Origin of the sequence: Candidatus Frackibacter sp. WG13, assembly GCF_900114655.1 — a bacterium.
GTDB lineage: Bacteria > Bacillota > Halanaerobiia > Halobacteroidales > Acetohalobiaceae > Frackibacter.
The window spans coordinates 17,650-41,762 of record NZ_FOTT01000024.1 but is presented as its reverse complement, the minus strand read 5'-3'; the positions used below and the strand labels follow the sequence as shown (position 1 = coordinate 41,762).

The 24,113-nt window shown below is 35.9% G+C and carries 19 protein-coding genes, 6 tRNA genes and 1 other annotated feature; all 25 genes read right to left on the bottom strand.

Annotation, left to right across the window (positions count from 1 at the left end):
* Positions 1–141: 141 nt before the first annotated feature.
* The 25 genes from xerA to rph all read right to left on the bottom strand — a co-directional run bounded on the left by xerA (position 142) and on the right by rph (position 24,100).
* Positions 142–1,224, bottom strand: a complete 1,083-nt coding sequence (gene xerA / locus BM077_RS11550; protein WP_089750507.1) for a site-specific tyrosine recombinase/integron integrase — start codon at positions 1,222–1,224, stop codon at positions 142–144.
* A 391-nt stretch (positions 1,225–1,615) separates the two neighbouring features.
* Complete coding sequence (locus tag BM077_RS11545) at positions 1,616–4,267, bottom strand: valine--tRNA ligase (protein WP_089750505.1); 2,652 nt, start codon at positions 4,265–4,267, stop codon at positions 1,616–1,618.
* Between the two features lie 43 nt (positions 4,268–4,310).
* Positions 4,311–4,538 (bottom strand) — a binding site (T-box leader).
* A gap of 55 nt (positions 4,539–4,593) precedes the next feature.
* Positions 4,594–5,196: a UbiX family flavin prenyltransferase gene (locus BM077_RS11540; RefSeq protein ID WP_089750503.1), complete on the bottom strand. Its 603-nt coding sequence runs from the start codon at positions 5,194–5,196 to the stop codon at positions 4,594–4,596.
* A 21-nt stretch (positions 5,197–5,217) separates the two neighbouring features.
* Complete coding sequence (locus BM077_RS11535; RefSeq protein WP_089750501.1) at positions 5,218–6,558, bottom strand: amidohydrolase family protein; 1,341 nt, start codon at positions 6,556–6,558, stop codon at positions 5,218–5,220.
* Positions 6,559–6,803: 245 nt separating this feature from the next.
* Positions 6,804–7,883, bottom strand: coding sequence for a cyclic dehypoxanthinyl futalosine synthase (mqnC, locus tag BM077_RS11530; RefSeq protein ID WP_176941718.1), 1,080 nt, complete (start codon positions 7,881–7,883; stop codon positions 6,804–6,806).
* Positions 7,876–8,718, bottom strand: coding sequence for a menaquinone biosynthetic enzyme MqnA/MqnD family protein (locus BM077_RS11525; protein ID WP_089750498.1), 843 nt, complete (start codon positions 8,716–8,718; stop codon positions 7,876–7,878). The genes mqnC and BM077_RS11525 overlap by 8 nt, the downstream gene beginning before the upstream one ends.
* Positions 8,718–9,815 carry an aminofutalosine synthase MqnE gene (mqnE, locus tag BM077_RS11520; RefSeq protein WP_089750496.1) on the bottom strand — a complete coding sequence of 366 codons (1,098 nt, stop codon included), beginning with the start codon at positions 9,813–9,815 and terminating at the stop codon, positions 8,718–8,720. The genes BM077_RS11525 and mqnE overlap by 1 nt, the downstream gene beginning before the upstream one ends.
* A gap of 361 nt (positions 9,816–10,176) precedes the next feature.
* On the bottom strand, positions 10,177–11,028 hold the full coding sequence (locus tag BM077_RS11515) for a UbiA-like polyprenyltransferase (RefSeq protein WP_176941717.1): 852 nt from the start codon (positions 11,026–11,028) through the stop codon (positions 10,177–10,179).
* Positions 11,012–12,463, bottom strand: coding sequence for a menaquinone biosynthesis decarboxylase (locus BM077_RS11510; protein WP_089750492.1), 1,452 nt, complete (start codon positions 12,461–12,463; stop codon positions 11,012–11,014). Before BM077_RS11510 ends, BM077_RS11515 begins: the two co-directional genes overlap by 17 nt.
* 182 nt (positions 12,464–12,645) lie before the next feature.
* The gene (locus BM077_RS11505; RefSeq protein WP_177175537.1) at positions 12,646–13,146 is read right to left on the bottom strand and encodes a flavin reductase family protein; all 501 of its coding nucleotides are present in this window, start codon (positions 13,144–13,146) and stop codon (positions 12,646–12,648) included.
* A 135-nt stretch (positions 13,147–13,281) separates the two neighbouring features.
* A complete protein-coding gene (gene yihA / locus BM077_RS11500; RefSeq protein WP_089750488.1) occupies positions 13,282–13,863 on the bottom strand; it encodes a ribosome biogenesis GTP-binding protein YihA/YsxC in 582 nt (193 codons plus the stop codon).
* Positions 13,864–13,868: 5 nt separating this feature from the next.
* Complete coding sequence (gene lon / locus BM077_RS11495) at positions 13,869–16,205, bottom strand: endopeptidase La (protein ID WP_089750486.1); 2,337 nt, start codon at positions 16,203–16,205, stop codon at positions 13,869–13,871.
* 119 nt (positions 16,206–16,324) lie between these two features.
* A complete protein-coding gene (gene lonB / locus BM077_RS11490) occupies positions 16,325–18,001 on the bottom strand; it encodes an ATP-dependent protease LonB (RefSeq protein WP_089750484.1) in 1,677 nt (558 codons plus the stop codon).
* 102 nt (positions 18,002–18,103) lie between these two features.
* The gene (clpX, locus tag BM077_RS11485) at positions 18,104–19,357 is read right to left on the bottom strand and encodes an ATP-dependent protease ATP-binding subunit ClpX (RefSeq protein WP_090003542.1); all 1,254 of its coding nucleotides are present in this window, start codon (positions 19,355–19,357) and stop codon (positions 18,104–18,106) included.
* A gap of 20 nt (positions 19,358–19,377) precedes the next feature.
* The gene (clpP, locus tag BM077_RS11480; RefSeq protein ID WP_089750483.1) at positions 19,378–19,977 is read right to left on the bottom strand and encodes an ATP-dependent Clp endopeptidase proteolytic subunit ClpP; all 600 of its coding nucleotides are present in this window, start codon (positions 19,975–19,977) and stop codon (positions 19,378–19,380) included.
* Between the two features lie 70 nt (positions 19,978–20,047).
* Positions 20,048–21,328: a trigger factor gene (tig, locus tag BM077_RS11475; RefSeq protein ID WP_089750481.1), complete on the bottom strand. Its 1,281-nt coding sequence runs from the start codon at positions 21,326–21,328 to the stop codon at positions 20,048–20,050.
* Between the two features lie 248 nt (positions 21,329–21,576).
* Positions 21,577–21,651: transfer RNA gene (locus tag BM077_RS11470), tRNA-Gly, on the bottom strand.
* A 20-nt stretch (positions 21,652–21,671) separates the two neighbouring features.
* Positions 21,672–21,747: transfer RNA gene (locus tag BM077_RS11465), tRNA-Lys, on the bottom strand.
* 9 nt (positions 21,748–21,756) lie between these two features.
* Positions 21,757–21,833, bottom strand: a tRNA-Arg gene (locus BM077_RS11460).
* Positions 21,834–21,836: 3 nt separating this feature from the next.
* Positions 21,837–21,913 (bottom strand) — tRNA-His (locus BM077_RS11455).
* Positions 21,914–21,923: 10 nt separating this feature from the next.
* Positions 21,924–22,000 (bottom strand) — tRNA-Arg (locus BM077_RS11450).
* 9 nt (positions 22,001–22,009) lie between these two features.
* Positions 22,010–22,086, bottom strand: a tRNA-Gly gene (locus tag BM077_RS11445).
* Positions 22,087–22,250: 164 nt separating this feature from the next.
* A complete protein-coding gene (locus BM077_RS11440) occupies positions 22,251–22,715 on the bottom strand; it encodes a YfcE family phosphodiesterase (protein ID WP_089750479.1) in 465 nt (154 codons plus the stop codon).
* Positions 22,716–22,755: 40 nt separating this feature from the next.
* Positions 22,756–23,349, bottom strand: coding sequence for an XTP/dITP diphosphatase (locus BM077_RS11435; RefSeq protein ID WP_089750523.1), 594 nt, complete (start codon positions 23,347–23,349; stop codon positions 22,756–22,758).
* Complete coding sequence (gene rph / locus BM077_RS11430) at positions 23,342–24,100, bottom strand: ribonuclease PH (RefSeq protein ID WP_089750477.1); 759 nt, start codon at positions 24,098–24,100, stop codon at positions 23,342–23,344. The genes BM077_RS11435 and rph overlap by 8 nt, the downstream gene beginning before the upstream one ends.
* Between the last annotated feature and the right edge of the window lie 13 nt (positions 24,101–24,113).

Sequence of the window (24,113 nt, the reverse complement as noted above, 5' to 3'; positions counted from 1 at the left end):
GAATTTTTAATGTAATAGTATCTTGTGCCATCTGTCATATAACTGAATCTTAACGAATGTCATATAACATACTTATTTCAATTTATTACCGACACTAGCGTCGGTAATATCTTATCTAAATTACCCTTTATTCTCATTTGCTTAGACCAAATCATCTAACGGGCTTTTTATATTATTAAGTTTTTTCTTACTGACATGCGTATATATCTCCGTAGTCTTCGAGCTTTTATGTCCAAGTAATTCCTGAATATATCTTAAATCCACTCCTTTCTCAAGTAAATGAGTAGCAAAAGAATGTCTAAAAGAATGAATCGAAACATCTTTTTCTATATTAGCCTTTTTACATGCTTTTTTAAAAACTCTTTGCACACTTCGTTCTGTTAAATGAGTCCCTTTCTTCCCTCCTGGAAAAAGCCATTTAGCTAAATTATATCTTTTTGCATATTCTCTCAACGCTTTAAGTGCTGCCTCTGAAAGAATAGAATATCGATCCTTTCTGCCTTTACCTTGCCTTACCCGAATTAACATGCGGTCACTATCAATATCATTTATCTTCAACCCCACAACCTCACTTACACGTAATCCCGCTGAATAAGTCAAAAATAATATTGCACGATGTTTATAATTGTCTATAGAATTTAATATTTTAGAAACTTCTTGCTGACTTAATACAACTGGTAATTTCTTTTCTTTCTTTGGTCTAGGAAGATTGAAAACCACCTCTTGCTTATGTAATACCTCACTGTATAAAAATTTAAGTGAACTCAATGCTTGATTTGCATACGAATGAGAACTCTCTTTTTCTTCTAATAAAAATAATAAATATTTACGTACATCCTCTTGTTGTAAAGTCTCAGGATTTTTCTTATGAAACTTTATAAACTGATTAATATGTGTTAAATATACATCTATAGTATTTGGGCTATACCCTTGTAATTTTAATTCTTCCTTCATTTCACCTAAAACCTTAGACTTCCAAGTCTGTGCACCTATACTTCCTCTGTAAATATCTAAATCAAGTGATTCATCTACCAAAATTTCCTCATCTTCAAAAATATTAAATAGTTGCTCAACCGCTTCCTCCGTATAAGGAATCGTCCAAAACTTCTCTTCTGGATCCCAACGCCGGCCATCAATTAACTTTATCTTTTTAACCCTCCCTGACGTATAATTGAATTTAACTATAAGTTCTTCCTCTTCTCCTTTTTGAATATGTATTCCCATACTACCAACCTTCCTTAAGTATCACAAAAATACTTTTTATCCAAATATATCCTAATATATTATTACGAGATATCTTTCCTACATCCCTGTCTAAAACTTAAAAAAGATACTTATTTTTAGCAAATTATGTTTTTAATCTATAATAAATTTTCTTCGAAATATAAAAAGAGAGCTAATATCATTTGATATCAGCTCTCTTTATTAATAAAAGTTCACAAACCCACAACTACTATCTAACACAAGACTTCTTAATTTCAAGAATCAGTATTAATTATTAGTTTTAATTCTAGTCTTAGTCTTATCCTTAATCTTAGCCTTATCTTTCAGTCTGTGTCTTGTCTGTGGCAGTCTGTGTCCAATCATCATTTAAAGGTTTGTAATTAATTTTCTCTTACAACTTCAACATCTCCAACCGTTCTATCAACTGCTCCTTTTTATCTTTATATTCTTTAGCTTTCTGCTTCTCTTCTTCTACCAACTCTTCTGGAGCATTATTAACAAACCCTTCATTAGCTAATTTACCTTCGGCTCGATTAATTTCAAACTCCATCTCTTCTATTTCATCTTCTAAGCGAGCTATTTCCTTATCTAAGTCAACCATTCCTTCTAGTGGTAAGATAACCTCTACACCATTAGTAATAGCTGTCGACGCTTTCTCTGGCTTTTCATCTAGTTCTTGTTCTACTGTTAAATCAGAAATCTTACCTAAATCCACAATATAGTCTTGGCCTGCAGCTATTATTTCTACCTTTTCCTCACTCTTCGGCTGTAAGATAGCTGTTATCTCTCTACCTGGATTTACTTTCATTTCATTTCTGATATTTCGGATGGCTCTAATTACATCCATGATCACTGCCATCTTCTCTTCTGCATCGTCGTTAATTAAGTCTGCATCTCCCTCAGGCCATTGCGATAACATAACCGTTTCGCCTTCATGAGATAGACGCTGCCAAATCTCTTCCGTGATGAATGGCATAAATGGATGTAATAAACGTAAAGTTTGCTCTAAAGTTGACCAAACTACATATTGAGCTGTTTCTTTCGCTGTCTGATCTTCATCTTGATATAATCTAGGCTTAATTAATTCAATATACCAATCACAGAATTCATTCCAGATAAAGTCATATAACATCTGCGCTGCATTACCTAATTGATATTTATCTAAAGCATCTGTTACTTCCTGAGATACCTTATTAACTCTACTCATAATCCACTTATCAGCTAAAGTATAATCTAATTCTTCGACTTCATTTGGATCAAAGTCTTCTAAATTCATTAATACAAATCTTGAAGCATTCCAAATCTTATTTACAAAGTTACGACTAGCTTCTACTTTCTCCTGTCTAAATCTCATATCATTACCAGGAGTATTACCTGTAATCAATGTAAAGCGTAGTGTATCTGCACCGTATTCATCAATAAACTCTAACGGGTCAACACCGTTACCTAAGGACTTACTCATCTTTCTTCCTTGGGCATCTCTAACTAAACCATGAACATAAACATCAGCAAATGGTGCTTCTTCCATAAATTCCATTCCAGAAAAGATCATTCTCGCTACCCAGAAGAAAATAATATCTCTTCCTGTTACTAAGACAGACGTTGGATAATAAAGGCCAAGTTCATCTGTTTCTTCTGGCCAACCTAAAGTAGAAAATGGCCATAATCCAGAACTAAACCAAGTGTCTAACACATCTTCATCCTGCTTTAAATCTTCACTTCCACATTCAGAGCATTCTGTTGGCTCTTCACGAGCTACAATCTCTTCTTCACAATCCTGACAATACCAAACCGGAATACGATGTCCCCACCATAACTGACGAGAAATACACCAATCTCTAATATTCTCCATCCAATTTAGATAAACCTTAGTAAACCTCTCAGGGACAAAGTTAGTCTCACTTTCTTTAACCGCTTCAATAGCTGGCTTAGCTAACGGCTCCATCTTAACAAACCACTGCTTAGAAACCAACGGCTCAATTACTGTATCACAACGATAACAATGGCCCACTGAATGGTCATGTTCTTCTTTTTCTACTAGTTGACCACTTGCATCTAAGTCATTTACTAATTCTTCACGACATTCGTATCTATCCATTCCTTCATACTTACCGGCTTTAGCTGTCATTATTGCATTATCATCAATTACTTTGATTACTTCTAGGTCATGTCGCTGTCCAATCTCAAAGTCATTAGGGTCATGAGCTGGAGTAACCTTTACTAATCCAGTTCCAAACTCTGAATCTACATACTCATCAGCAACTACTGGAATCTCTCTGCCTACGATTGGTAGGATTACTGTCTTTCCTATCAAGTCTTGATATCTTTCATCACTTGGATTAACCGCAATCGCAGTATCTCCTAACATCGTCTCAGGACGAGTAGTAGCAACTACAATCTCTTCATCGCTATCTTTGATCTGATACTTAATATGATAGAAATGTCCTGGGATTTCCATATGTTCTACTTCAATATCTGATAAAGTAGTCCCACAATCCGGACACCAGTTAATAATATAATCACCACGATAGATTAAATCTTTTTCATATAATTGGATAAAAGCTTCTCGAACTGCCTTAGAACAGCCTTCATCCATAGTAAAGCGCTCACGGCCCCAGTCACAAGAAGTTCCTAGCTTCTTTAATTGATCTATAATTCGACCACCATACTCTTCTTTCCATTCCCAAGCTCGCTCTAAGAAACCTTCTCGACCTACGTCATCCTTTTCTAAACCTTCTTCATCACGCATCTTATTAACTACTTTAACTTCGGTTGCTATACTAGCATGGTCTGTTCCTGGCACCCATAAAGTAGTATAACCTTGCATCCGTTTCCACCGGGTTAAAATATCCTGTAAAGTATTATCTAAAGCATGTCCAATATGTAGCTGCCCAGTTACATTCGGCGGCGGCATTACAATCGAAAACGATTCTTTCTCTTGGTCAACATCTGCTTCAAAATAATCATTCTCCATCCAGAATTCATACCATTTATCTTCAACAGTAGCTGGATCATAAGTTGTGGCCATCTTTTCTTGCGTCATCTTTAATTCCTCCTTTAAATTAAAAAAACTTTCTCCATCCTTAAATAAGGACGAAAGAAAGTTTACTCTCGCGGTACCACCTTAGTTTCTAAAGTAATTACTTTAGACCCTCAAACTAGATAACGGCTAGTTACCGATTAAACCTACTTTTCTTTCAGTCTAATAGCTCAGAAGCTACTTCAATAATTTAAGGTCTTAAGATACCTTCCAGCCTAAGGGCACCTCTCTCTGTAAGCTTAAATTATTTACTCCTCTCCATCTTAGCTGTTAAATATTTTATTCTTATATTATCTTACAATAGTTAGACAGAATTGTCAAATTATATTCTACTCCCATCGCTCATAAATATTATGCTCAATCCCTAAGCGATCTAAAACTCTCCCCACTACAAAATCAATTAAATCATCTATAGTTTGGGGATTATTATAAAAACCAGGCATCGGCGGAATAATATCTACTCCTAACTTCGATAATTTTAACATATTCTCTAAATGAATCGTATTTAAAGGTGTCTCCCTAGGCACTACTATTAACTGTCGCTTCTCTTTTAATATTACATCTGCTGACCTCTCCAGAAGAGAAGTCGAACGACCATAAGCTATTCCTGACACAGTAGACATGCTGCACGGAATTACGACCATGCCTGCTGTTTGAAAAGAACCACTAGCGGTTGGAGCCCCTATATTATCATTATCTAAATAGATTATAGATTCATCATCTTTATCTAGGCCTAGACTCTGACGAATACGCTCATTTATTTCCCGGGTCATATCTCCTAATTCTATTTCTAATTCATCTCTCCACACTCGTCTCCCTGGTTCACTAATAATCACATAAACCTGGTGTCCTTTATTAATTAATACTTTTAATAATCTTTTAGCATAAATACTACCACTAGCTCCGGTAATTCCTACCACATAAGGCTTCAATTTTAAAGTTCCTCCTAATTATCATTCTTCTATCTTCTGCTTCACTTGCTTTAATTCATTTATCACTTCTTCTATTCTTCCATTAAATTCTTCATTCTTATATATAAGCTCTCCGTTAATCATAGTTAAGATTACATCACGGCTAGAAGCATTATAAACCAAAGTAGAATATGGGTCATAAACCGGTTGGTTGGCTAGATTATCAATGCTAACCGCAGTTAAATCAGCCTTCTTGCCTACTTCTAAAGTTCCAACTTCTTCTTCTAAGCCTAAAATCCTTGCTCCTTTAATTGTCGCCATCTCTACTACTTCCTTAGCAGTTAAGACTTCTGCATCTCTTTGATTAGCTCGATGTAATAACAAACCAAACTCCATCTCAGAAAAAAGACCCAAGGAATTATTACTAGCCGCACTATCAGTACCTAAACCAACTTCTAATCCTTGCTCTAACATTGCTGGCAAATTAGCTATTCCATTTCCTAATTTAGCATTACTTTTGGGACAGTGAGCTACTTTTACTCCATTTTCCCTCAACAGTTCTAAATCCTCATCATTAGTCTGCACTACATGTACTGCTAATAATCTATCATTTAAGACACCTAAATCATCTAAGTATTTTACTGCGGATACTTGTGGTGCCTGCCAAGGAATATCTCCCCAACCCACCGCTTCGCGATAAGTAGTAGCAAAAGAACCTGTTCCCTTTAATAAAAATTCAATCTCTTCCTCTGTTTCTGCTAAATGCATGCAAAGAGGAACATCCTTCTTTGCAGCGAACTTACTTATTTCTTGAAGTAATCTTCCAGAAACCGAATAAGGTGCATGAGGTGATAGTCCAATCTTTAGCTTAAGGTTAGCTTGCGACTTTAATTTATTATACTTTTCTTCAACATCAGCAAGAATAAGACCTATCTTCTCATCATCCATCCCAAAAACCTCTTGATAGATAACACCTCTTAACCCTAACTCAGAAGCAGCCTGCAAAGAAGCCCCAGTAGCAGTAGTGTCTGCAATAGTAGTTACTCCTGCTGATAAGAGTTCCAAAGCCCCCAGCTTAGCAGAAAGCAAGATCTCTTCAAAAGATAACTTTCTACTCTTAGCAACTAGTTTACTTATCCAAGGCAAGAATGATAGATTATCTCCTACTCCTCTTAAAATAGTATAATCAAGATGAGTGTGGATATTAATTAAACCCGGAAACAGAATAACTTCTCCCAAATCTTTCACTTCATCTTGCGGATATTTAGATAAAATCTCATCCTTATACCCCACATCTTTAATCTCTTCGCCCTCAACAACTACCGCACCATATTTTAAAGGTTCTTTGCTTATCGGCATAACCCATTTAGCAGTTAAAATCATTGTTTGATCGCTCCTAGATTATATTCGCTGGTTACAAAATTATGACCTACACATTTTCATAATCAATTGATGTTAGCCATTAAAAATGGAGCAGACTGGAATGAAGTTGAGCATGAATAAGGCTGTTTCATGTTTGACCGAAGGGAGTTTGAAACAGCCCATGCTCAACTTTATGAAAGTCGTAGCGGAATTTGCAGGCGGTATCAATTGATTATGAATACGAACGAGTTTCACTTTAAAATATACTAAAATTCCTTTAACTCATTATATAAGGTATCACGCTGCACTGGTTTTCTTCCTGTATCCTTTATTAGCGAGACTATTTTCTCTAACGGAACCCGAAAAGAAGCACCAGCGGCTTTAACTACGTTTTCTTCAATCATAGTACTACCAAAATCATTAACTCCAAACTCTAATGATATTTGAGCGATCTTTGCTCCTTGGGTTACCCAAGAGGCCTGAATACTTGGTATATTATCTAGCATTATTCTAGCTACTGCTACCATCTGTAAATATTCAGTTCCGGTTACTGAAGTTACTTCTGATTTATCAGCTAATTCAGTATTAGATGACTGGAAAGACCACGGAATAAAGGCTGTGAAACCACCAGTTTCATCTTGTAGTTCTCTGACCTTAACCAAATGTTCAATTCGCTCTTCTAAGGTCTCTACGCTCCCAAACATCATAGTTGCTGTACTCTTCATCCCAATCTCATGGGCTACTCGCATTACTTTTAGCCATTGGTCACTATTTATCTTATTAGGGCTTACTTTTTCTCTCACTCGGTCAACTAAAATTTCAGCCCCTCCACCAGGCAAGGAAGCTAAACCAGCTTGATTTAGCTCAACTAAAGTTTCCTTGATAGATAAACCAGACTGGCGTGCAATATGTATTATCTCCGGTGGTGATAAGGAATGGATATGAATCTCGAACCGTTCTTTAATTGCTTTAAAGAGTTCTAGATAGTAGTCCAAGGTTAGTTTTGGATGTAGACCACCTTGCATTAAGATTTGAGTTCCACCTAGATCTATCGTCTCTTGAATCTTACGGAAGATTTCTTCACGATCTAAAATATAAGCCCCTTGCTCGTCTTCTTCCCGATAGAAAGCACAAAAATCACATTGGGCTTCACAAACATTAGTATAATTAATATTGCGATCAATAGCGAAGGTCACCTTTAGTTCAGGATGTAATCGCTCTCGAATCTGATTAGCTACTTTACCGATTGGCAACAACTGATTACTAGCTAATAACTTTACTCCTTCGTCAGGAGTAATTCTTTTACCACTTTGAGCCTTTAATAGTATCTCTTTAAGCTCACTCATTATCTTCACCCCAAATGTTCAACTTAGGCATCTCTTCGACTAATCCTAACTCATAAGCATCTGTAAAATACTTCATTACCCCTTCTTGATATCCTTCATCAAAGTCATATCGTAGACTTTTAAAGTACCTCAATGCTATGTCGTAAGGTATCTCCATCTCTTTAGCAGCTCTTTTGGCTAATAGCTCAAATTGCTGCAATCCTAACTTCTTAGATTTTAATAACTTTTTACTAATTTCATCAACTAATCCAGGATTCTTTTCGGCTAATTCTTTTCTAATTACCCAGATAGCATAGACCATCTTCAAGCCAGTGAACTCTTTCCAGGCCTTACCCAAATCAGTTATATTCAAATTAGAATCAACATGTTCAACATAACCATCTAAAGCAGGGTCTCCAATTAGCAAGGCTGCATCTGCTACATCTAACATATGGTCTAAATCCTGTTCACACGTAATATAGTCAACATCCACCTGATAATAACGTTTTAAAAGTATCTTTAGTAATGCTACTGTTGTTCGCGAATCTTTAGGCAAAGCTACTCGCTTGCCATTAAGCTCTTCAATCTCTAACTCACTAAAGAGAAAGAGACTGCCTACGGGACCATCTGATGCAATAGCTAAGTTAGGCAAAATATAGCAGTCATCAAAATTACGAGCATATTCAATTGCAGATATCGGTGTAATATCTATTTCACCACGTAAAAACTTCTTGTTTAATTCTGCTGGTGGACCCGCAATAATATCGGCATCTACATCTATCTTTTCGTAATCTAAGCCATAGTGTACCGGCCAACAATTAATGTACTCTACAATTCCTAGTTGTAACTTTTTCATTACTCAATCACTTCCCCAACTCGGTTATAAACTGTGTCTCTTTCTACTGGAATTCGACCAGCCTTCTTAATCATATTAATTATTTCTTCTTTAGTCAGTCCTTGCTTTGTCTGAGCCCCAGCAGCATGAGTAATCTTTTCTTCAATTACAGTACCATCTAAGTCATTAACACCAAAATTTAGAGAAACTTGCGCTAACTTAGGTCCTAACATAATCCAGAATGCCTTAATATAATTGAAGTTATCTAACATTAATCTAGCAATTGCTAATACCTTCAGATCATCATACCCAGTAGTAGGTGTAATATCTGCTAATTCAGTATTCTCCGGATGAAAAGCTAATGGAATAAACGTTAGAAAACCTCCAGTCTTATCCTGTAACTCTCGTAATTGAAGTAAATGATCGATTCTTTCGGCAGCCGTTTCGATATGTCCATATAACATAGTAGCATTAGTTCTGATTCCTAAATTATGAGCCGTCTCCATAACTGACAACCATTGCTCACCACTAATCTTATTTTCACATACCTCTTCCCTAACCCGTGGGCTAAATACTTCAGCTCCACCGCCAGGAATTGAATCTAAGCCAGCTTTTTTTAATCTTTTTAAAGTTTCTTCAACAGTTAATCCAGCCTGTTTAGCCAAATAATCTATCTCTACCGCAGTGAACCCTTGAATATAAGTATCAGGGCGTTTCTCTTTTGCCATCTCTAACATCTCTTCAAAATAATCTAACGGCAGATCATGATGACAGCCACCAACAATATGTAATTCCGAAATTCCCTCTGGAGAATTATCAATCGCCTCTTTTATCTGGTCAAGATTCATCGTATATGCGTCTTCTTCCTCCGGTTCCTTCCCAAAAGCACAGAATTTGCACTGAACTTCACAAACATTAGTATGGTTAATATGACGATTATTTATAAAATAAACTTCATCTCCACACTTCTCTTTTCGTACATAGTCTGCTAAGTAACCAATAGTTAATAGGTCATTACTCTTCATTAATCTAATACCATCTTCTCTACTTAATCTTTCACCAGCCATAATCTTATCCTTAATATCATCTAATTCTGTATTACGAAATAATTCCTCCATAATCTATCTTCACTCCTTTGTAATACCGCGAATATTATCGGGCAAATTGAAAATTATCATGAAAATAATTATAAAATTTATTTGACACAGACTGTACACAAGACTTTATTTTTAAAAATAAGTGTTAGTAAAATTCAACAAAAGACTAACAAATCAGAAGCAATAGCTATCATAAGCTTATTTATCCTTAATCTTATTTTTTAGTCTGTATTAGTCTGTGTTAGTCTGTGTCTAATTACTTTTTCATGACCTTAATGTTTTAATGGTTTTAACTATCTCACCCAGCCTAAAAATCAAGGCTGGCTGCAAGCCTATGATAGACTCTGCTTCTAATTCGAAAGCTCTTTTCTGGGCTTCACTGTCAACTAAAAAGATAGTCAGCTAATGTAAAAACAAAAATAGTAATACTTACTACACTATTAATATTAAAAAAAGCAAACTTAACCTTTTCAAAATCAGACTTAACTAAGGTATTCTCGACATAAAGTAAAATTCCAACAATTAAGATCCCAATTGCATAAAACCAACTTAAGTTTAAATAAAAACCAACGAATGTTAATAGTAAAAAAGTAATAGTATGAAAGATTACTGTAACTCTTAAAGAAGTCTGCGGTCCAAATTTAGCTGGAATGGAATAAAGTCCATGCTCCTGGTCAAATTCATAATCTTGAATAGCATAAATAATATCAAAACCTGCTACCCAGAACATTACTGCTATCCCTACTAAAAAAGGAGCTAAGGAAATTTGACCGGTTACTCCAATCCAACTACCTACTGGTGCCATTCCTAATGTAAAACCTAATACTAAGTGGCAAAGCCAAGTAAAACGTTTAGTATAAGAATAAAAAATTAATAAGAAAACAGCCAAAGGCGACAATTTAAAAGCTAACGGATTTAAATTCCAAGCCGAAATTAACAATAATGTTAAAGAAGCAATAATAAAGATAACAACCTCTAATCTCGATAAGAGATTTTTAGGTAAAACCCTATCCTTGGTCCGAGGATTATCTGCATCTATCTCCCAATCTACTAAGCGATTCCAAGCCATGGCAGCACTCCTTGCCCCTACCATAGCTAAAGTGATCCATAAGACCTTTCCCCAACTTGGAATTCCTTGGGCAGCTAATACCGCCCCCATGTAAGCAAAGGGAAGAGCAAAAATAGTATGCTCAAATTTAACTAATTTCATAATTAACTTAATCTTCAAGGCCATATTCCTCCCACTTTTTATCTACTAAATCTTTAATCTCTTGACTCATCTCTATCTCATTTGGCCATTCACGCTTATGACCTTCACCCGGCCAAGCTTGGGTAGCGTCAATTCCTAATTTTGAACCATAGTTTGGTCGTGGTGAGGCATGATCTAAGATATCAAGTGGCCCTTTGACAACTGTTAAATCGCGTTCAGCATCTATATTATTAAAGACTTTCCAAGCAACCTCTGATAAGTTCTGAACATCTACATCTTTATCTACAATCACTACCATCTTAGTAAACATCATCTGACCCATTCCCCAAACAGCATTCATTACCTTCTGGGCATGTCCAGGATACTGCTTATCAATAGAAAGAATAGCACAATTATGGAAGACACCTTCTAACGGAAGGTTCATATCTACTACTTCTGGCAATTGAAGTTTTAGTAATGGTAAGAATATGCGCTCAGTTGCCTTTGCCATATAGCAATCTTCCATTGGCGGCTTACCAACGATCGTTGTTGGATAGATGGCATCCTTACGATGAGTAATGCAGGTTACATGGAAGACCGGGTACTCATCAGCTAAAGAATAATAACCGGTATGATCTCCAAATGGCCCTTCAATTCTTCGTTCATAAGGATCAACATATCCTTCAATAACAATTTCAGCATTCGCCGGAACCTTAATATCTACCGTCTTACCTTTAACCATCTCTACCGGTTCCTTACGTAAAAAGCCAGCAAATAACATTTCACCAATCTGCTTTGGCAACGGAGCAGTAGCAGAATAGATTGTAGCTGGGTCTCCACCTAAAGCTACAGCCACTTCCATTCTTTCATCTTTTGACTCATGGCCCCGATAGGTATCAGCACCATCCTTATGCATATGCCAATGCATACCTGTAGTCTGATCATCATAGACATGTAACCTATACATACCTGCATTAGGAATGCCTGTTTCTGGATTCTCACTAAAGACTAAGGGCAGCGTAATAAACTTCCCTCCGTCTTCAGGCCAACATTTCAAAATCGGTAGTTCGGATAAATTCGGCTCCATCTTTACTACCTCTTGACATGGGGCTCTCTTAATTGTCTTCGGAAAATAATCCGAAACCTCTTTTAACTTTGGTAAAACCTTTAACTTACTAAAGAAGCCTTGATCTTTAGGATCAGGAAACTCTAACACTTCCATAATTCGTTCCCCAATATCATCTAAATCATCTACTTCTAATGCCATTTCCATACGCTCATATGACCCAAAAGCATTAATTAAGACTGGAAATTCAGCACCCTTTACATTCTCAAATAATAAAGCCGGTCCTACTTCTTTTGAAACCCGGTCTGTAATCTCCGTAATCTCTAAATCACTACTTACTTCCGTCTTAATTCTTTTCAATAAACCTTTACTCTCTAATAAATTCACAAAGTCACGTAAACTTTTATACGCCATCTTTAATCAACCTTCTTTCTTTATATACTCTTTCCCTCTATAATCTTGTCATAGAAAACTTAAACATAATTAATTGATATTATCCATTTGCTTTAATTTACCCTACATTATAATATTTTATATAAGCTACAAAACTCCTCTTTTTTAAATTAAAAATCCCAAGTATATACTTGGGATTTACTCTATAGTTTCCTTAATCTTAAATTCTGATATTCATCTTGGCTATAAATCAAAGCATCTGTACAACTATAGTCTTTAGCAACATGAGCCTTCTTTACTTCGCCAAAGAACCAATCACAGCTACCAATTCTATCTTCCTTAATTACCTTACACTCTATATTCACCGGACATTCTTCTATTAATTTCCCACCAATAATATCAGCTTCTTTAGCCGATAATCCTGTTGCTGAAAATTTATTTAAGTCTTGCCCAGAATTATTCCCACAAAACTTAACTTCCTTTATCATATCTACAGTAGGTATATTAACTACAAACTCTTCTTCTTCTTTAATCAGTTGGTTTGAATAATTATCAGGATGAATTCCTACTCCAATAATTGGTGGTTCAAAAGAGAAAAACTGAACAAAACCTAATGTAACAATGTTATCTCCAATCGTAGTCAATACTACTGGAAAATAAGGAATCACTTCTTTAACTTCATCTAAAGGATACGTCTCTTTCACTACAATTCACCTTTCCTCAACTATTACTTATAATATTTAAAATATATTTGCTATATTTTTTAAAACAGCACTAACTATAATAAGTCATTAATAATATCATTAAAAAGAATAATAAGTCTTATATTAATTTAAATCTCATACTAACTCTTTAATAAACTTTAAAACATCCTTCTTCCCTTCACCATCTTCAGCAGAGAAATATGTAAATGGCGTTTCCGGTTCTAACTGTAACTTCTCAAATATTCTTTTTCGATTTGGAGTCCGTTCACTATTAGATAGCTTGTCTACTTTCGTTCCTACTACTAAGTGAGGTATCTGCATCTGTAATAACCATTCATACATCATTAAATCTTCATCAGTAGGTTTATGCCTCGCATCTACAATTAAGATAACTCCTTTTAAATTACGTCTATGAAAGAGATAGCCTTCTATCATCTCTGACCATTCTTCTTTTACACTATCTGGTACTCTAGCAAAACCATAACCAGGCAAATCAACTAAACAGAACTTATTATCGACTCGATAGAAGTTTAAAGTCTGTGTCTTACCTGGTTTTGAACTAGTAAAAGCTAGCTTCTTTCTATTCAAAAGCTTATTAATCAATGAAGACTTACCCACATTAGACTTGCCAGCTAGAGCAATCTCTGACAAGTCATAACGTGGATAATCTTTAGGTTCAACTGCACTAGCAATAAATTCAGTATTACTTAAATTCATACTAGTTACTCCTCCTCTAATAGAGCAGCAGCAATCACTTCATCCATATGCTCTACAATCTGAAATTCTAAGTCTTTGCTAATCTCCTTAGGAATATCCTCGAGGTTCTTCTCATTTTCATCACAAAGAATTACTTTTTCAATCCCTGCCCGATGAGCAGCTAACACCTTACTCTTAATTCCGCCAACTGGTAAGACTCTACCGCGCAGAGTAATTTCACCAGTCATGGCTATCTTTTCATTAACTTTCTTACCGGATAAAGCAGAAATAATTGCTGTAGCAATTGTAATTCCAGCCGATGGACCATCCTTAGGAATAGCTCCTTTAGGTACATGAACATGGATATCATACTTTTCATGGAAGTCTTCTTCTAAATCCAATTCTTCCACTTTACTACGTGCATAACTTAAAGCAGCCTGAGCCGATTCTTTCATCACATCTCCTAATTTACCAGTTAAGAATAACTTTCCTTTACCTGGAACTACTGAAACCTCAATCTTTAGTATATCACCACCGGTCTTTGTCCAAGCTAATCCAGTAGCTACACCAACTTGTGGTCTTTCACTCGCTTCTCCGTAGTTAAACTTCTCTATACCTAAATATTTATCTACATTTTGAACTGTGACTCTACTTAAAGTTTCCTTACCTTTGACTACTTCTTTAGCTACTTTACGACAGATATTAGCTAGTTTTCTTTCAAGATTTCTAACTCCTGCTTCGCGAGTATAGTTGCGAATTACTTTCTTAATTGCATTTTCAGAAATATTAATCTGTTCTTCGGTTAATCCATGATTCTCTATCTGTTTAGGTAATAGATGTCTTTCGGCAATCTTTACTTTTTCATCTTCTGTATAACCAGCAACCTCAATAGTCTCCATTCTATCCAATAAAGGCCGCGGAATAGTATGGCTCACATTGGCGGTAGTAATAAAGATTATATCAGATAAATCAAATGGTACTTCTAAATAGTGGTCAGTAAATTCATCATTCTGTTCTGGATCTAACACCTCTAACAAAGCGGAAGCTGGATCTCCTCTAAAGTCACTACTGATCTTATCTACCTCATCTAATAGGAAGAGTGGGTTTTTAGTTCCCGCATCGCGCAAAGCATTAATAATCCGGCCTGGTCTTGAGCCGACATAAGTTCTACGATGTCCACGAATTTCCGCTTCATCTCTTACTCCACCTAAAGAGAGTCTTACAAACTCCCGCTCAATAGCCTCTGCGATTGATTTACCTAAGGAAGTCTTACCTACTCCAGGCGGCCCAACTAAACATAGAATTGGACTCTTCATCTCTGAAGTCAACTTACGAACTGCTAAATACTCTAAAATTCTATCCTTTACATCTTCTAAACCATAATGATCTCTTTCTAAGACCTCATCTGCTTCATCCAAAACCAAACGGTCCTCTGATTTATTATTCCAAGGCAGGTCTAATATGCAATCTAAGTAATTTCTAACTACTACCCCTTCACTAGCCATAGGTGGCATCTTTGCTAGACGCTCTGCTTCTTTTAAAGCCTTCTTTTCTACCTCTTCTGGTAGTTCAGCTTCTTTAATCTTTTCTTTATATTCTTCTATTTCATTCGAAATATCACTATCTTCGCCTAATTCTTTCTTAATCGCTTTCAATTGTTCCTTTAAATAGTACTCTTTCTGTCTCTTTTCTACCTGACTTCTAACTCGAGAACTAATCTTTTCCTCGGTCTTCAAAACCTCTATCTCTTTACTTAAAACTTTATATAATTCTTCTAATCTATCCTCATAAGAAAGTGCTTCTAAAATTTGTTGCTCCTGTTTTACCTTCAAAGACATATGAGAAACCATAATATCTACTAATCGACCTGGATCTTCTACATTAACTATTGTCATCATGGTCTCTGGTGGTAATTTTTTGTTCAATTTCACATAATCTTCAAAGAGATTAATTAAACTTCGCATTAATGCCTCTATCTCGTCTGTCTTCTCTTCTTCTGCTTCTATCTCTTTTATTTTAACTTTAAAATGAGGGTCTTCTTGTAAAAATTCATCAATTTTAGCCCTAGCTAAACCTTCAACTAAGATCTTAATCGTTCCATCTGGTAACTTAACCAATTGCTTAACTTCAGCTATTGTCCCCATATTATAAATTTCATCAACTTCAGGCTCCTCAACTGTTTCATCTTTCTGAGCAGCTAATAGAATTAATCTATCTTCCACCATAGCTTCTTCTAAGGCTTCTATTGATTTATCTCTCCCAACTAATAATGGAATTACCATATGAGGAAAGACTACTAATCCTCTCAAAACTAGTAAGGGAAGTTCATCCCCAATATTAACTTCTTTAATCTCTTCAACCATTGCCTAACACCTCCACAATATTTACTTTAAAACTCTCTTAACATATTTACATAACTTTAATACTTCCATCAACACTTAATTATTATTCTAGTAATATAACGAAATTCCTGCATTATAACCTAACTTATTGGGGAAGCAGTCAATAAATTTATATTTTTCTCCAATTGTGAATTACTTTCTACTTCTTTATTTATAATTGCTTCCTTCAATACCTGCTCTAAATTCCCAACCTTGATGATTTCTATATCTGAAAATTGTTTAAAAATCTCCTGCCAATTATCTTTAGGAATCATTACTCTTTTAGCACCAGCTCTTTTGGCAGCTTCTATTTTAGCAACAACGCCTCCAACAGGTTTTACTAATCCTCTAATTGAAATTTCACCGGTCATAGCTAAGGAATTATCTACTGGCTGGTCGCTTAAGGCTGAATAGATTGCTGTAGCAATACTAATCCCTGCCGATGGACCATCTAATGGAATACCACCAGGAAAATTAAGATGTAGGTCATAATTCTTTGGTTCAATATCAATAAATTTACGTAAAGTAGTAATTACATTTTCGATTGAATCCTTGGCCATACTCTTTCTTCTAACTTTCCGTTGTTGATTACCTACTTCCTCTTCTTCAATTACTCCTGTTACCTTTATCTGTCCAGTCCCATCTTCTACTTTAATAGCCATAGCTTCTAATTCAATTAAAATCCCTAAACTAGAACCTTGTACTGCTAAACCATTCACTACTCCAACCTGTGGTTCATCATTTATCTTCTTATCAATTCGTGGTGTATACTTCCCACTATTAACTACCCATTCAATATCAGCAGCTTTAATCTCTTTCTCATCTCTTTCTTCAGATAAGATTAAACCACCAGCAGTCTGAATCATATTAACTGTATCTCTACCATTAGTAGAATAATTTTTAATTACTTCTACCGCCTTACTTTCGATTGTAAAACCCGCTTTTTGTGCCGCATTCTTAGCTATTTCTTCAATATCTTGTGGTACTAAAGGGTTAAAATAGACTTCTAAACACCGTGAACGAATCGCTGGTGGAATCTCTTCTGGCTTACGTGTCGTAGCCCCCACCATTCTAAAGTCAGCCGGTAGACCTTTTTGAAAGATTTCATGAATATACTGAGGAATATTTTCATCCTCCTCATGATAATAAGAGCTTTCTAAGAATACCTTTCGGTCTTCTAATACCTTCAACAATTTATTCATCTGAATAGGATGCAACTCCCCTATTTCATCAATAAATAATAGACCACCATGAGCTTTAGTAACTGCCCCCTGCTTAGGTTGAGGAATTCCAGCTGTACCCATCGCTCCCGCACCTTGATATATAGGGTCGTGGACAGAGCCAATTAATGGGTCGGCTATACCCCGCTCATCAAACCGAGCTGTAGTTGCATCTAATTCCACAAATTTTGATTTGGCATCAAAAGGTGAATGAGAGTTATCCTTTGCTTCTTCTAATACTAATCGAGCGGCAGCTGTCTTCCCAATTCCTGGAGGTCCATAAACTATTACATGTTGCGGATTAGGACCACACAGAGCTGCTTTTAATGCTTTTAAACCTTCCTCTTGACCTACTATTTCATCAAATTTACTCGGTCTAGTCTTTTCAGAAAGCGGCTTAGTTAAAGACCGTTTCCTTAATCGTCTTAACTTTTCCATCTCTTTTTTAGACTCTTTAATTACTGCTACCTTATTATTTCTTTGCTTTCTTAATAAATTCCAAAAGTAAAGTCCAATAACCACAGCAAAGAAGAACTGAATAATCCCGAATATACTCATAATTTAGTTATCTCTTCCCTCCTTAAAGTAATAGATCTAATCAACATTAATTATTATATCCGGAATTTTCTTTTTTATCCTAAAAGAAAAAAGACTGCTTAATTAAGCAGTCTCTTCTTGAGCATTATTAACTCTTAGTAATTTAGGGTTCGCACCATCCATAACTACATCTTCGGTTATCACACACTTGCTAATATCATCTTGAGATGGTATATCGTACATTACATCCAAAATAGCTGATTCAATGATTGACCTTAACCCTCGTGCTCCAGTATCATGTTCTAAGGCTTTATCAGCAATCGCTTCTAACGCTTCTGGAGTAAATTCTAATTCGACATCGTCTAACTCGAAGAATTTACTATACTGTTTAACCAAAGCATTTCTTGGTTCGGTTAAAATCTGAACTAAGGCGTCCTTATCTAATTGTTCTAGTGTAACTAAAACTGGAATTCTACCAACAAATTCAGGAATCAAACCGTATTTTAATATATCCTGTGACCTAACATGCTTTAAAATTTCACCAAGCTCCTCATCTTCTTTACTCTTGATATCAGCTCCAAAACCCATTACTTTATTATTAAGTCGAGACTTAATGACTTTATCTAAACCATCAAAAGCTCCTCCACAGATAAATAAAATATTAGAAGTATCAAGTTGAATAAACTCCTGATGTGGATGCTTTCTCCCTCCTTGAGGAGGAACACTCGCTACAGTTCCTTCTAAAATTTTGAGTAATGCTTGCTGAACACCCTCACCGGAAACATCTCTAGTAATTGATGGATTCTCCGATTTGCGTGCAATCTTATCAATTTCATCTATATATATAATCCCTTTTTCTGCTTTCTCTACGTCATAGTCAGCAGCTTGAATCAACTTCAATAAGATATTTTCAACATCTTCACCTACATATCCCGCTTCAGTTAAAGAGGTAGCATCAGCAATAGCAAATGGAACATCTAGAATTCGAGCAAGTGTCTGGGCTAATAAAGTCTTTCCGCATCCAGTTGGTCCAATCATACATATATTACTCTTTTGTAGTTCTACATCATCGACCTGCATTCCAGAGTTAACTCGTTTATAATGATTATAGACAGCTACAGATAATGATTTTTTAGCGCCCTCTTGACCAATAACATATTGATCAAGAATTTCATTTATCTCCTTGGGTTTTGGCACATTTTTGAGGCCTAAATCCATATCTTCATTTAATTCTTCTTCTATTATTTCAGTACAAAGCTCAATACACTCGTCACAGATATATACACCTGGGCCGGCTACAAGCTTCTGTACTTGGTCTTGTACTTTTCCACAGAATGAACACTTTAATTGCCCCTTCTCATCGCCAAATTTGAACATTTTATCACCTCTCTATTTTTTTAACCTTCTAAATCTTCTTGTCGGGAGATAACTTCATCAATAATTCCGTACTCTTTAGCTTCTTCTGCTGACATAAAGAAATCACGATCTACATCTTCTTCTATCTTTTCTAACGGCTGACCAGTATGATCAGCTAAGATATCATTTAGAATCTTTCGTAATTTTAAAATCTCCTGTGCCTGAATCTCAATATCTGCTGCTCGCCCTTCTGCTCCACCAGCTGGCTGATGAATCATAATTCTTGCGTAAGGTAAAGCATATCTCTTACCTGCTGCACCAGAAGCTAATAATAACGCTCCTGCACTAGCACCTAATCCCATACAGATAGTAGATACATCAGGCTTGATATACTGAATAGTATCATACATAGCTAAGGCTGCTGTAACAGAGCCTCCTGGACTATTAATGTAAAGATAGATATCTTTATCAGGATCTTCTGCTTCTAAAAATAACAATTGAGCAATTACTAGATTAGCTACATTATCATCTATTGGACTACCGATAAAGATAATCCTATCCTTTAACAAACGAGAATAAATGTCATATGATCTTTCACCACGATTTGTCTGTTCTACAACCATCGGAACTAAGTTGCTCATATCTTTCATCCTCCTCTATTTCTCTGTGCTTTAAAAAATTACTCCCCACTAAAATAAACAGATAAACTCTTTAGTTATTATCAGTCAAGAAATCAATAGTCTTTTGCATTTGAATACTATTAACTATAGAATCATACTGTCCTTGCATCTGTAATAGAGCTTTGATCATATCTGGTTCTTGATCTTGTTGCTCTGCTATTTCTTCTATTTTATTCTCAATTTCTTCTTCCGTTACTTCAATTCCTTCTTTTTCTGCAATAGCTTCTAAAGTAAGATTTGATTTAACTCTCTTTTCAGCATCTGGTCTATGCTGAGCACGGAAAGCCTCTTCTTCACTTCCAGTCATCTCTAAGTACTGTTCAAAGTCCATTCCTTGCTGCTGTAGTCGCTGTCTCATTCCATTCATCATTGTATCTAATTCATCTTCGACCATGGCCTCTGGTATATTAACTTCTGCATTATCAGCAACAGTTTCTATTAAATCATTGATAAATTTATTCTCTATTTTTGCTTCGGCATCTTCTTTTAAGTTTGTTCTAATATCTTCTTTTAATTCATCTAATGTTTCAAAATCTCCTAATTCTTGTGCTAATTCATCATCTAATTCTGGTAATACCTTTTCTTTAATCTCTTTAACCTTCACTTTAAAGATAACACCTTCACCAGCTAACTCTTCAGATTGATAATTTTCTGGGAAGGTAACATCTACTTCAACTTCTTCTCCTACTTTGACTCCAATTAATTGCTCTTCAAATCCTGGAATAAATGTGCCAGAACCTATCTCTAGTGTATATTCTTCTCCAGAACCACCTTCGAACGGCTCTCCATCAAGATAACCATCGAAATCAATAATCGCAAAGTCTCCCTCGGCTACCTCTTCACGTTCAGACACTTTTAATTCAGCGAATCTCTCTCTTCTTCTATTTAATTCATCCATTACATCATCTTCAGTAATATCTTTAACTTCCTGCTCTATATCTAAACCAGTATATTCACCTAATTCTACTTCTGGCTTAACTTCTACTTCAGCAGTAAAAGTAGCTGGCTTCCCTTCTTCAATAAATACATCAATAATCTCTGGTTGAGCTATTGGTTCGATTTCTGTCTCTTCTACTGCTTCCCGATATGCTTTAGAAATAATAATATCTAGAGCATCCTTGTGTAATACTTCTTTCCCATACTTTGCTTCTAGTACTCCTCTTGGCACTTTACCTTTTCTAAAACCATCAATATCTACATCTTTTACTATCTTTTGGTAAGCTTGATCTAATGCATTATCAACTTCTTCTGCATCTACTTCTACATCTAAAGCTACTTTGTTTTCTTCGACCTTTTCTTGACTTACTTTCATTTATATTGCCCCCTTATTAAAAATTATATGTAATTTAAATTAATTTGTGCTCCTTCTTAATTAAATTAAACATAAAAAAACTAATCACTATTACTTATTCTATACAATATATTAAATGTCCTGCCTCAAATTATATCTACTCCACATATTTTTATATATTCCACTATTTTCTTATTATTAACTGACCAAATAAAAACAATACCTCGGTTCACGACATTTTATGCCGTTCCGAGGTTTGATATTCTAAATGGAGCGGAAAACGGGATTTGAACCCGCGACCTTCTCGTTGGCAACGAGACGCTCTACCACTGAGCTATTTCCGCACAATGATTCAATTGAAAAATGGTGAGCCATGGAGGAGTTGAACCTCCGACACCCTGATTAAAAGTCAGGTGCTCTGCCAGCTGAGCTAATGGCCCAAAATTTAGTGGCACGCCCGAAAGGATTTGAACCTTTAACCTACAGATTCGAAGTCTGCCGCTCTATCCAGTTGAGCTACGGGCGCATATGGGGTGAGTGATGGGATTCGAACCCACGGCCTCAGGAGCCACAATCCTGCGCTCTAACCAACTGAGCTACACCCACCATAACAAAATGGTACGCCTGGGAGGATTCGAACCCCCGACTCATGGATTAGAAGTCCATTGCTCTATCCACCTGAGCTACAGGCGCACAATAAAATGGAGCGGGAAACCGGACTCGAACCGGCGACACCCAGCTTGGAAGGCTGGTGCTCTAGCCAACTGAGCTATTCCCGCTTAACTTGTCACGAGTTTGGCTCGTCACAAGACAATTAATAGTATAACTTAAAATCTCTTAACCGTCAAAGAGAAAAAAGTACGTTTTAAGGACTTTAAATCACATTAAATAGCTTATCATTAACAATACTCCATTTTTCTACGAGTTAGGGCCATGATCGAAATTAAAGTTCTTTTATTTTCACCTGTACTTCTTCTCCTTCAATTATAAGTATTATATAAGATAGACTACCATCCCTCGGGTAAGTCAAACTACCAGGATTTAAAAATAGTATCCCATCTTCTTCTAACTTAAGACTACGATGAGTATGACCAAAAACGACAATATTTACTTCTGCTTCTATAGCCTTATAAGAAAGATTTGTTAACCCATACTTTACTCTATGCTTATGTCCATGGGTTAAAAGAATCTTCTTCTCTCCTATCGAAATTATTTCCTCTAAATTACCTTCATACCTTCTATCTCCATTCCCCTTTACTGCAACCATATTAAAATTAGCATCTATATTCTCTATATCTACTATATGGTCCCCGGCATGGAGCAAAAGATCAATCCCTTCTTCTCGCTTGATAGCTTTTTCTAAATTAAATGTACTACCATGAGTATCACTTACACATAATATCTTCATTAATAACTCACCTATCAGCTTAAAAATTCTTTAACAAAGTTTAAATCCAGTCAACTAATAAAACCTTTAATTTTTCTAAAGCTTTAGCGCGATGACTAATTTCATTCTTAATTTCAGGACTTAACTGAGCAAATGTCTCTTCATAGCCTTCTGGGATAAACAAAGGATCATAGCCAAAACCTTCTTCCCCTTTCAACTCTTTACCAATTAGACCTTCACAAATTCCTTCAACAGTTTTGACCTTGCCATCAGGATTGACTAGAGCAGCTACAGTTTTAAAACGTGCAGTTCTCTCATTTAATGAAACATCTTTTAATTTCTGTAATAACTTTCGATTATTATCTTTATATGTAGCATCCTTGCCAGCATAGCGAGCAGAATAGATTCCAGGATTCCCATTTAAAGCATCTACTAGTAGACCTGTATCATCAGCTACTGTCATTAAACCAGTATAATCAGCTAATTCACGGGCTTTTTTAATAGCATTTTCCTCTAACGTATCGCCATCTTCTATCACTTCTGGTACACTATCATATGCATCAGCAGTAACTATCTCAACATCTAAACCAGCTAAAAGTTCTTTCATCTCTTTAATTTTACCCGCGTTTCCTGTTGCTAAATATAACTTACTCATCATCCTCTGCCTCAATTTCTAACAATTCTACTTTATCACCTAAAGCATCTTTTTGGTACTGAATTAAATCTTTAACTCCTTTTTCACCCAATTCCAGAAATCTATCCATCTCATCTCTAGTAAATGGGCTCTCTTCTCCAGTACCTTGAATTTCAATGATTCTACCTTCTTCGGTCATTACTAAATTTAAATCTACTTGTGCATTCGAATCTTCCTGATAACAGAGGTCTAATACTGGCTCCCCATCTACAATCCCCACACTAGTAGCAGCTACAAATGAATCTACCGGCATCTCCTCAATAACTTCTTCTTCTATTAAATAAGCTAATGCATCAATTAAAGCTACAAAAGCACCAGTAATCGAAGCCGTTCTTGTTCCCCCATCAGCTTGAATCACATCACAATCTAACCAAATAGTTCTTTCTCCTAACTTATCTAAATTAACTACCGATCTTAAAGCACGGCCGATTAAACGCTGGATTTCAGTAGTTCGCCCACTCAGTTTCCCTCTAGCAGCTTCACGAATATTTCTATCCTCAGTAGCTCGTGGTAACATAGAATATTCTCCAGTCACCCAACCTGTATCTTGTCCTCTTAAAAACCGAGGCACACTATCTTGAACTGAAGCATTACAAATCACCTTAGTATCTCCAGTAGCAATTAACACAGAACCCTCTGCATATTTAGTAAAGTTTCTAGTAATTTCAATTTTTCTTAATTCATCAACTTCTCTTCCATCGACTCTTGACATATTTTATCCCCCC